The organism is Archangium sp. (assembly GCF_036389735.1).
Classification (GTDB): domain Bacteria; phylum Myxococcota; class Myxococcia; order Myxococcales; family Myxococcaceae; genus Archangium.
The window spans coordinates 1-9914 of sequence record NZ_DASVWK010000682.1 but is presented as its reverse complement, the minus strand read 5'-3'; the positions used below and the strand labels follow the sequence as shown (position 1 = coordinate 9914).

The 9914-nt window shown below is 68.9% G+C and carries 10 protein-coding genes and 1 tRNA gene; 4 read left to right on the top strand and 7 right to left on the bottom strand.

Features of this window, described 5'->3' with window-relative positions; translation table 11 throughout:
* Positions 1-235: helix-turn-helix domain-containing protein (locus VF794_RS24075; protein ID WP_331114240.1), on the top strand; the 235-nt coding region annotated here is incomplete at its 5' end.
* Positions 236-282: 47 nt separating this feature from the next.
* Entirely contained in the window at positions 283-1464 is a 1182-nt protein-coding gene (locus VF794_RS24070; RefSeq protein WP_331114239.1) for a site-specific integrase, read from the top strand.
* A gap of 37 nt (positions 1465-1501) precedes the next feature.
* On the opposite strand, the gene VF794_RS24065 is transcribed toward VF794_RS24070, so the two are convergent.
* Both VF794_RS24065 and VF794_RS24060 read right to left on the bottom strand, forming a co-directional pair.
* Positions 1502-1660, bottom strand: a complete 159-nt coding sequence (locus VF794_RS24065) for a hypothetical protein (RefSeq protein WP_331114237.1) — start codon at positions 1658-1660, stop codon at positions 1502-1504.
* A gap of 461 nt (positions 1661-2121) precedes the next feature.
* Positions 2122-2198: transfer RNA gene (locus tag VF794_RS24060), tRNA-Pro, on the bottom strand.
* A gap of 250 nt (positions 2199-2448) precedes the next feature.
* On the opposite strand from VF794_RS24060, the gene VF794_RS24055 reads away from it, so the two are divergent.
* On the top strand, positions 2449-2832 hold the full coding sequence (locus tag VF794_RS24055) for a response regulator (RefSeq protein ID WP_331114235.1): 384 nt from the start codon (positions 2449-2451) through the stop codon (positions 2830-2832).
* Between the two features lie 7 nt (positions 2833-2839).
* On the opposite strand, the gene rpe is transcribed toward VF794_RS24055, so the two are convergent.
* The gene (gene rpe / locus VF794_RS24050; RefSeq protein ID WP_331114234.1) at positions 2840-3493 is read right to left on the bottom strand and encodes a ribulose-phosphate 3-epimerase; all 654 of its coding nucleotides are present in this window, start codon (positions 3491-3493) and stop codon (positions 2840-2842) included.
* A 165-nt stretch (positions 3494-3658) separates the two neighbouring features.
* On the opposite strand from rpe, the gene VF794_RS24045 reads away from it, so the two are divergent.
* On the top strand, positions 3659-5173 hold the full coding sequence (locus VF794_RS24045) for a GAF and HD-GYP domain-containing protein (protein WP_331114232.1): 1515 nt from the start codon (positions 3659-3661) through the stop codon (positions 5171-5173).
* A gap of 51 nt (positions 5174-5224) precedes the next feature.
* Here the strand turns inward: VF794_RS24045 and pyk are convergent, their stop codons facing one another.
* The 4 genes from pyk to VF794_RS24025 form a co-directional block, all read right to left on the bottom strand.
* The gene (gene pyk, locus VF794_RS24040) at positions 5225-6655 is read right to left on the bottom strand and encodes a pyruvate kinase (RefSeq protein WP_331114230.1); all 1431 of its coding nucleotides are present in this window, start codon (positions 6653-6655) and stop codon (positions 5225-5227) included.
* A gap of 101 nt (positions 6656-6756) precedes the next feature.
* The gene (locus tag VF794_RS24035) at positions 6757-7512 is read right to left on the bottom strand and encodes a hypothetical protein (protein WP_414640946.1); all 756 of its coding nucleotides are present in this window, start codon (positions 7510-7512) and stop codon (positions 6757-6759) included.
* A 210-nt stretch (positions 7513-7722) separates the two neighbouring features.
* A complete protein-coding gene (locus VF794_RS24030; RefSeq protein ID WP_331114228.1) occupies positions 7723-8286 on the bottom strand; it encodes a hypothetical protein in 564 nt (187 codons plus the stop codon).
* Positions 8283-9743, bottom strand: coding sequence for an NFACT RNA binding domain-containing protein (locus tag VF794_RS24025; RefSeq protein ID WP_331114226.1), 1461 nt, complete (start codon positions 9741-9743; stop codon positions 8283-8285). Before VF794_RS24025 ends, VF794_RS24030 begins: the two co-directional genes overlap by 4 nt.
* Between the last annotated feature and the right edge of the window lie 171 nt (positions 9744-9914).

Genomic DNA, 9914 nt, shown 5'->3' with positions numbered 1-9914 from the left:
TCAGAAGAAGGAGGCGCCGATGCGTAGGCCCACCATGGACACGGACAACTTGGAGCAGGAGGAGGGCCTCTGGGACGCGAATGACGTGGCTCGCTTCCTCAAAGCCTCGCGCTCGTGGGTGTACCAGCGGGCTCAGGCGGGTCAGCTTCCGTGCGTGAAGATCGGCGGGCTGCTGCGCTTCGAGCCGGCAGAGATCCGCGCCTTCATCAGGGGCCAGGGCACAAAAATCAGGTAGGTCCAGGTCATAAGACCTCTGAGGTTCATCATCACGAGGAGGTCCGAATGGGTTCCATCTACCGCAAGAACGACAAGTGGTACGTCCGATTCAAGGACGGACACGGCCGGTGGCGCGACACCGCGACCCAGGCCACCACGAAGACGGAGGCGAAGTCCCTCCTCCATGACTTGGAGGTGCAGTCCGACCGGCAACGGCGCGGCCTGGAGCCCATGCCCGAGCACCGGAAGCCCATCACCTTCGGTGAGGCTATGGACGTCTGGAAGACCGAGGTGGGCAGTCGGCTCCGCTCTACCACCATCATCGGCTTCGCGGAGAAGCACCTGCGCGATGAGCTGGGCCCCCTACCCCTCAAGGACATTACGCCCTCGCGGCTGGAAACGCTGCTCAACGCGAAGGCCGATGAGCTGGCCCCCAAGTCTCTCAACCACCTGCGCGCTCACGTCCACCGCATCTTCGAGCTGGCGATCCGGCGCGGTCTCTTCACCGGCCTCAACCCCGCCAAGACCGTCCCGCGCATCAAACAGCCGAAGAAGCTCCCGCAGTACCTCAAGGCCGAGGAGGTCCCGCTGATGCTCGCGGCCCTGGAGCTCCGCTGGCGGCCCCTGTTCGCCACGGCCGTCTACACCGGGATGCGCAAGGGCGAGCTGCTGGCGCTGCGCAAGTCGGACGTGGACCTCAAGACGGGCACCATCCGGGTGGGCCGCTCCCACGGGAGCGACACCACGAAGGGCAACCGGGAGGACCTGCTGCCCATCGCGGTGGGCCTGGTGCCATATCTGCGCGAGGCCATGGCCGCGTCCCCCTCGGAGCTTCTATTCCCTCGGCAAGATGGCACGCAGCACCGGCCGGACGTGGCCCTGCACAAGGTGCTACGCCGGGCCCTGGGGCGCGCGGGGCTGGTGGAGGGCTACAACCACGTCTGTCGGCGCAAGGGCTGCGGCTACAAAGCAAGGAGGAATCACGGCGTGCCCGAGCCCTGCCCCCGCTGCGGCATGAAACTGTGGCCCCGGGCGCTCCCTCGCCCGCTGCGCTTCCACGACCTGCGGCACACCACGGCCACGCTGCTGCTCAAGGCGGGCGTCCCACTGGCCACCGTGCAGCGCATCCTCCGGCACTCGGACCCGGCCATCACCACGGAGGTGTACGGCCACCTCGACGTGGAAGACATGCGCAAGGGCCTCAACCAGCTTCACTTCGCGGGGCCCGAGCCAACCCCGGCCGAGTAGTCGGCGGTGGCGGCGCCGTCCGGGCCCGGCGCTCTGCCTACTCCGCGTGCTCTGCGGCCTGCTCTAGCCGCTGGTATCGCTCACGGACGATGCCCTCCAGCCGCGCCACCGCGGCGGCCAACAAGATCACGCCGCCGAGGAGGAGGAGGAAGACCGCGAGGCGGCGCAGCAGCTCAGCCAGACTGTATCGGTTCATACAGGGCTGTTCGAAGCCCCGCGCCGACGCGGGCACGCCCTAGGACCTTGAGGCAGTAGCGGCCCTGCGCGTCCTGGCTTCTCATTCTTGAGGCGGTAGCGCCCCTGGACCCCTTGAAGCCTGGTTCTTGAGCCCCTCCCTGGGGGTGGTCGACAGGCGGGCACTTCCGCCCGGGAGAGCTTGCGCGCGTGCTCCAGCTCCAGCGAGGCTCAGCTCACTGCCACTCGGTGCTTGGGCTTCAAGATGAGCGGAGGAACTTCACCTTCCAGGGCCGCGTCATCGCGCAGCTAGGACCCAAGCCAGCCCCGTAGTGAGGATGAGGTGAGCAGACGGCCGAGTAGTCCCAGCAGCCGCCAGAGGTGCCCCCTCCGCTTGCTGCTAATTTGCTGCTGGCCCCTTGGTCGCGGAAAGACGAAGGGCGCGGACCCGAGGATTTCTCCAAGGATTCCGCGCCCTTCTGATGGTCGGGGAGACAGGATTCGAACCTGCGACCCCTTGGTCCCGAACCAAGTGCTCTACCAGGCTGAGCCACTCCCCGTTACCGTCCCTCCGCCGGTACTGCTCTCGGGCCGGCGAAAGTGAGCGGTCATGTATCCGACCCACCCGGGCTAGTCAACGCCCGTGGATCATCTTTTCATTCCTGGATTTTTCCAGAGGGTGCCCTTCACCCCATGGGGCCAGGGAGACCCAGAGCCCCCACCGCCAACCCCTCCAATTCACGAGGAGAACCCCTCCGGAACACCGCTTGCTTGGTACTCCTGCGAACAACGCAGGCACCCCGGGGTCCCATGCCTTCTCCGGTCGTCCTTATCGCGGATGATGAGCCACTCCTCGTATCCGCTCTCGCCCGGGAGGCCCGTCGTTCAGGCCTCGCCTCGGTGGCGGATACGACCTCCGAGCAGGTCCTGGAGCTGGCCCGTAAGCACCGGCCGGCCGTCATCATCCTGGACATCCACCAGAACCAGGACGGGCGTGATCTGCTCGCCCAGCTCAAGCAGGACCCCGAGACGCGCGCGTGCAAGGTCATCATGCTCAGTGGCGTGGAGGACCAGTACACCCGCCACCTGTGCTTCGAGCTCGGCGCCGATGCCTACGAGCTGAAGCCCTTCGACCCCACCTTCATGACCCGGGTGGCACGGCTCGCCGGGGTGAAGACGCCCCTGGACGTCTGAGCGCCCCTCAGGGTCGCAGTGAGCGGATGGCCGCGGCGTAGTCCTTCGAGCCGAACACGTACGAGCCCGCCACCAGCACGGTGGCCCCGGCCTCCACCACCCGCCGGGCCGTCTCGGCGTTGATGCCGCCGTCCACCTGGATGTCCGTGGACAGCCCCCGCGCCTCCAGCATGGCGCGCAGCCGCCGCACCTTGTCCACCGTGCGCTCGATGAAGCCCTGTCCCCCGAAGCCGGGGTTCACGCTCATCAGCAGCACCATCTCCACCTCCTCCAGCACCTCCTCCACCGCCGACAGCGGCGTGGCCGGGTTGAGCACCACCGCGGGCTTCGCCCCCGCTTGGCGGATCTGCTGCAACACCCGGTGCAGGTGCGTGCACGCCTCCACGTGCACCGTGAGGATGTCCGCCCCCGCCTTCGCGAAGGCCTCGATGTACTTCTCGGGCTCGACGATCATCAGGTGCACGTCGAGGGGCCGGGTCGCCGCCCGCTTGATGGCCTGCACCACCACCGGGCCCAAGGTGATGTTGGGGACGAACCGCCCATCCATCACGTCCACGTGGACCCAGTCCGCCCCGGCGGCCTCCACCGCGCGCACCTCCTCGGACAGACGGCCAAAATCGGAAGACAGGAGAGACGGGGAGATGAGGACGCGGCGGCTCATGGACGTTGGCTTATACCCGCCTGGAGGCCAGGCGGGCGACTTGGATACCCTCACCCTAGAGGGACCGAGCAGGGGGGGCCCCCCCCGGGGTGGGCGGGCCCTCCTTCTCTCGTGCTAAGAAGATGCCTCCCTGGCCGTGCGCCGTTGCTTTCGGAGCCAACACCGGTGCTTCCACAGACCCAGCCCGACCCTCCCGACCTGACCCGGCGCCTCAAGAAGCTCACGTCCATCCTGGACGTCACCAAGGCCATGAGCGCCGAGCGCGATCTGGACCTGCTGCTGCCGCTCATCCTCTACGAGGCCAGCAAGGTGGTGGAGGCGGACCGTTGCTCCCTCTTCGTGCTCGACCGCGAGCGCAATGAGCTGTGGAGCAAGGTGGCCCAGGGCTCCAAGAATGAGATTCGTCTGCCGGTGGGCAGCGGCATCGCCGGCCAGGTGGCCCACACGGGCGAGGTCCTCAACCTCCCGGACGCCTACGCCGACGAGCGCTTCAACCGCACCTTCGACACCCTCAGCGGCTACCGCACCCAGAGCATCCTCTGCGTGCCCATGCGCGACGCCAACGGCGAAGTCACCGGCGTCATCCAGGCCCTCAACAAGCTGAGCGGCAGCCCCTTCGACTCCGAGGACGAGGAGCTGTTGCTCGCCCTGGGCGCCCAGGCCGCCGGCGCCATCGAGAACGCCCTCCTCCACGAGGAGATCAACCGCCTCTTCGAGGGCTTCGTCTCCGCCTCGGTGGTGGCCATCGAATCGAGAGATCCCACCACCGCCGGTCACTCGGGCCGCGTGGCCGATCTCACCGTGGCCATGGCCCGTGCGCTGGAGCACATCAACACCGGCTCCTACGCCCACACGCGCTTCAGCGTCACCGAGCTCCAGGAGCTGCGTTACGCCTCGCTGCTGCACGACTTCGGCAAGGTGGGCGTGCGCGAGCCGGTGCTCGTCAAGGCCGAGAAGCTCTACCCCCACGAGCTGGAAGGGCTGCGCTCCCGCTTCCAGCTGGCCCGCAAGGACCTTCAGCTCCAGAGCTACCGCCGCCGCCTCGCCGAAGCGAAGCTCCGGGGCACCCACCACCTGGCGGAGATCGACGCCGAGGAGGACGAGCGGCTGGCCAAGGAGACCCGGCAGCTCGACGAGGTGCTCGAGTTCGTCCTCACCTGCAACCGGCCCACGGTGCTCGCCCAGGGCAACTTCGAGCGGCTGCACGAGCTGCGGCACCTGCGCTTCCACGACGCCTTCAACGAGGAGCGGCCCCTGCTCATCGAGCGGGAGATCCAGTCGCTCTCCATCGCCAAGGGCACCCTCTCCCTCGAGGAGCGCCGGGAGATCGAGAGCCACGTCGAGCATACCTACCGCTTCCTGTCGCAGATCCCCTGGACGCGCACCCTGCGCCGCGTGCCGGAGATCGCCTACGCGCACCACGAGAAGCTCGATGGCACCGGCTACCCGCGCGCCATCCCCGACAAGACCATTCCGGTGCAGTCGCGGATGATGTCCATCGCGGACATCTACGACGCCCTCACCGCCAGCGACCGGCCCTACAAGAAGGCCGTGCCGCACCAGCTCGCGCTCGACATCCTCAAGAAGGAAGCGCAGAGCGGCCAGCTCGACATGGAGCTGTTCCGCATCTTCATCGAGGCCGAGATTCCCAAGCGGGCCCTCAAGGACTTCCGCGGGTAACGGCCTCACGCGGGTCGGGGTGGGGATGCGCTCCCCACCCCCCGCGTCTTCTCAGCTCCCGATGGTGTGCAGCCGCAGGCTGTTGATCTTGCCCGGCTGGCCCACCGGCGCGCCGTACACGATGACCACGCGGTCACCCTTGCGCGCCAGACCCCGCGCCAGCAGCTCCTCCTCCACGCGGCGCACCATCGCCTCCGTGTCCAGGATGGGCTCCAGCACGCGCGGCACCACGCCCCACAGCAGCGCCAGCCGACGGCGCACTTCCTGGTTCGGGCTGAACGCCACGATGGGCACCGGCGGCCGGTAGTGCGCCAGCAGCCGCGCCGTCACGCCCGACAGTGTGAACGCGGCGATCAGCGACGCCCCCGCCTGCTTCGCCGCGTAGCACGCGCTGGCGGCGATCACGTCCGGGAAGTGAGACGGCAGCCCCACCGGCGACTCGTTCGGCGTCCACAGGCCCTGGGCCCGGATCGTCGACTCGGCCGCCAGCACGATGCGCTCCATCATCTGCACCGACTCGATGGGGAACTTGCCGCTGGCCGTCTCGCCCGACAGCATCACCGCATCCGCCCCGTCGAAGATGGCGTTGGCCACGTCGCTGGCCTCCGCTCGCGTGGGCCGCGGGTTGTCGATCATCGAGTTGAGCATCTGCGTGGCCACGATGACCGGCAGGCCCCGCATGTTGCACCGGCGCACGATGTCCTTCTGCACCGAGGGCACCTCCTCGGGCGGAATCTCCACGCCGAGGTCACCACGCGCCACCATCACGCCGTCCGTCTTGTCCAGGATGGCGTCCAGCCGGGCGATCGCCTCCGGCTTCTCCAACTTGGCGATGATGGGCACCGAGCGGCCCACGTCCGCCATGGCCGCGCGCGCCATGTCGATGTCCGCCGGCTGGCGAACGAACGAGAGGGCGAGGAAGTCCACGCCCGCCTTGATGCCGAAGATCAGGTCCTCCTTGTCCTTCGGCGTCAGCGCGTCGGCTCGCACCGCCACGCCCGGCAGATTGATGCCCTTGTTGTTCTTGAGGATGCCGCCGTGGATGACCTTCGTCCGGATGAGCTGCTTCTTGTCCGTCTCGATGACCCGCAGCTCCAGGAGGCCGTCATCCAGCAGGATGCGGTCTCCCGGATTCACATCCGCCGCCAGGTGAGGGTACGTGGTGGACACGATCTCATCCGTGCCCTTCACGCTCTCGTCCGTGGTGATGTGGAACTCGCCGTCGTGCTTCAGCTCCGTGCTGCCGGTGATGAAGCGGCCGGTGCGGATCTTCGGGCCCTGGAGATCCCCCAGGATACCCACCGCCTTGCGGACCTTTAGCGAGGCCGCCCGGAGTTTGGCGATGTTCTCGGCATGCTGCTCGTGACTGCCGTGGGAGAAGTTGAGCCGGGCCACATCCATCCCGGCTTCCAACAGGGCCTCCAGCATTTCCTGGCTCTGGCTGGCCGGACCAAGGGTGCAAACAATCTTCGCTCGTCGCATGGGCAAAAGAGGATTGGGTCGCGGCACGGGCAGGGTCAAGCAGCGTCCGCACGCGGCCGTCGATCGGTAAATTGGTAAAGCAGCGGGCAGGGGGCCACGCTTCAGCCCCTCAGCAGCAGGTTCAGGTTCTCGCGCTCCCAACGCAGTGCGGCACCGTAGAGCGGGAACGCCTTCTCCCGATCGCGGAAGGCCCTCGGGTGGTGCACCCGGCGGCCATTGCCATTCGAGCTGGGGAAGAGCTGGTGAAGCATCTCGTGGAAGACGATGAACTCCACGAAGTAGATCGGAACTTCCGGGCGATCCAACCCGGGGTGGATGCGGATCTCCCTCGTCTGGTGGTCGTAGACCCCCAGGCGGATGGACTTGCGCCGCCGCCGGGGAGGCATGCGACCCCAGCCAATGCGTGCCTGGATGCCCCCCTGGAAGTAGATGCGGTTGAGGGAGTCGAAGAGGGCCTGGAGATTGAAGTACTGGCCCATCGGCTCGAGGTCGGCCTCGTCCGCGTGGCGCTCCTGGCGGATGCGCGGCTGCTGGCCCCGGATGTAGTCGTCCAGCACTCCGCCCGCTACGCGGTTGCCGCGGCCCGCGTAGTCCGCCACCGCGCGCACCACCGACGCCGGCGCGTCGAGGAACATGTGGTGCAGGCGCAGCTGCAGCGCGTTGGCGCTGCGGCGGAAGGACACCATGGTGGAGCGGTTGTCCGTCACCGCCAGCCGCACCGGCATGCGCAGCTCGGCCGACAGCTGGAAGGCGAGCGCCTCGGCCCGGGACCACAGCTCCTCCCGGGTGGCCACCGACAGGTGCGGGGCCATGTCGCGAGCGGAGAGCTCGTCGTGGAAGTTGTCCGCGACGGGCACATCCTCCTCGCGAAGAGCCGTGGACAGGCGGTTGGAGGACTCGGCCGCACGGCTCCGGGCAGGCAGCGACGCGACCCCCTCCCGATTGGGAGGGCGCGGGAACAGATGGAGCTGGTGGGACGGAAGAGACGACACGCGGCCGGCATCGTACCCGTCAGCCTCCGGGACTCAAGGCCGGCGGAAATCGCCTGCTCGCCCACCGTCTGCCCGTCAACCCCGCCCGTGCTCCCGCGTCTCCCGGGCGAGTTGCTCTCCCAACTCCTCCACCGCCTCCCGCGTCGTGCCGAAGGTCGCCAGCACGTCCTCCATGCTCTCGGCCTCCTCCACGCCCAGGCACGCGTCGCCGCCCGCTCGTGCCTCGGCCAGGTCACCGTAGCGCCCCACCTGCACGCTCCAGCTCCCATCCGGCCAGCGCTCGAAGGGGTAGAGCCGGCAGGCCACCGGCCGGACGTCCGCGGGCAGGCCACAGCCCCTGCCCTTCTCGTGGAAGACACAGGCCCCCGCGCGCACGGCCAGCGTCAGCCGCACCGGCCCCCGGCGGAAGTAGCCGCGATAGAGGGGACGGCGCCCCTCGTAGTCCGCCGCCTCCTCCTCCGTGAGGCCCTCCTCGACGACGAAGCGCCGCGCGGCCATCCTCGTGTGCGCCGCGATGCGCTCCACGTCCGCTCGCGTGAGCGTGGCCAGGCGCTCGTCCTCCTTCACCTCGCAGCAGGAGGCGCCCAGCATCACCGGGCAGCGCGCGCACACCGGGCCTGTCGGGGGCTTCACCCTCATGAGCCGGCCGGCGCCTCGCCTCCGCGCGTCTTCAACAGCCGCTCCAACCGCTCCGGCTCCATCCGCACCACCAGCGTCTTCTCCCGGGTGTAGAGCACCTGTCCGGGCGCCCCCCCCTTCACCTTCTTCACGAACTTCACCGGCACCCAGCTCACCTCGCCTCGCGGCTCACCCTTCGCGCCCGAGTGGTGCAGCGCCAGGTGCGCCGCGTCCAATAGCACCTCCTGCGACACCTCCGCGCCCTTCTCCAGGGGCACCACCACATGGCTGCCTGGCAGCCCTCGCGCGTGCAGCCACAGGTGGTAGGGGCGCGCCACCTTGAAGGTGAGCGTGTCGTTGTCCTCGCCGCCCTTCCCCACCCAGATGCGGTGGCCTCCGTGCCCCACGTACTCCTTGAAGGGCCGGGCTTCCGGCGGGCCCGCCTCGGCCGCCGTCTGCATCAGCACCTCGGCCTGCGCCAGCAGCGAGGCCTCGTCCAGTGATTCGAGCTGCTTGAGCGCCGCCTCCGCGTGCGCCACCTCGCGCGACAGCTCCGCCTCGCGCTGCCGTGCATGCTCCACGCCTCGCAGCAGCCGCCGGTACTGGTGGAAGTGCCAGTCCGCCTCCTCCTTCGGCGTGCGCTTCGGATCCAACTGAACCTTCACCTCCTCCATCCCCGACTCGGTGTACGCGGTGAGCGTCACCTCGGTGGCGCCCCGCTTCAGGCGGTAGAGGTTCTGCGAGAGCAGCTCGCCCAACTGCCGGTGGCGCTCGGCCTCCGGGCCCCGCCCCGCCTCCGTGCGCACCTTCTCCAGCGTCCGGCCCGAGCGCTTGAGTCGGGCCCGGTAGGGCTGCGCCAGTCGACGGCGGATGGTCTCCGCGCGGCTGGCCTTGTCCTTCGGCCCGAGCAGCTCCTCGGCCGCCTCCGCGTACGGAGCGAAGGCCTCGGGTTTCGGCACGAGGCGCGAGGCGGAGGACTTCGCGCGAGCGAGGGCCTCGGCGGGCAGCGACTCCGGCCGCGTCCACTGGGCCCCCGGATGCAGGGAGCGCCGCTGCGCCAGGCCTTCTCCGGAGAGCATCAGCACCCGGCCCGAGTCCGTCGTCAGCAACAGGCCCCCGGGCGAGCCCAGCTCCAGCACCAACCGGCGCCGCGTGTCCTCGCTCTGGAAGTCCAGCGTCACCACCCGCTCCGACTCCACCCACGAGGCCCGGGCCAGCTTGAAGCCCACCAGCTCCTGGCGCAGCCAGCGCTGGAAGGGGGCCGGCTCTCCCGGCGTGGGGAAGCGATCAGCGGCGACGGAGACCCGGGACAGCTCGCCCTCCGCGCACACGCACAGGAGGATGGAGCGCCCGGGCACCCGCAGCTCCAGGTAGGCCAGGCGCGGCAGCGGGCACCACGCCTTCTGCACCACCGCGCCCACCAGCCGCGCGGACACCTCCGCTACCACCTGCTCCAACTCCGAGGGACGCAGCGACACCTGTCCTCCAGGAAAAAAGAAAACGGCCCGGCGGAATCCGCCGAGCCGTTCACGCTGCTTGAAGTCCCAGGCTTACGTCTAGCCCTCGGAGGGCGCGGCCTCGGTCGACTTCGCGGCGCTCTTGCGGCGGGTGGTCTTCTTCGCGGCGGTCTTCTTGCCCGCGGCCTTCTT

What these genes read in the sequence shown, in the direction of transcription:
- pyk (WP_331114230.1), bottom strand. Translation starts at nt 6,655, where the DNA reads ATGCGACGAGCGAAGATTGTTTGCACCCTTGGTCCGGCCAGCCAGAGC.
- rpe (WP_331114234.1), bottom strand. Translation starts at nt 3,493, where the DNA reads ATGAGCCGCCGCGTCCTCATCTCCCCGTCTCTCCTGTCTTCCGATTTT.
- VF794_RS24065 (WP_331114237.1), bottom strand. Translation starts at nt 1,660, where the DNA reads ATGAACCGATACAGTCTGGCTGAGCTGCTGCGCCGCCTCGCGGTCTTC.
- VF794_RS24030 (WP_331114228.1), bottom strand. Translation starts at nt 8,286, where the DNA reads ATGAGGGTGAAGCCCCCGACAGGCCCGGTGTGCGCGCGCTGCCCGGTG.
- VF794_RS24055 (WP_331114235.1), top strand. Translation starts at nt 2,449, where the DNA reads ATGCCTTCTCCGGTCGTCCTTATCGCGGATGATGAGCCACTCCTCGTA.
- VF794_RS24070 (WP_331114239.1), top strand. Translation starts at nt 283, where the DNA reads ATGGGTTCCATCTACCGCAAGAACGACAAGTGGTACGTCCGATTCAAG.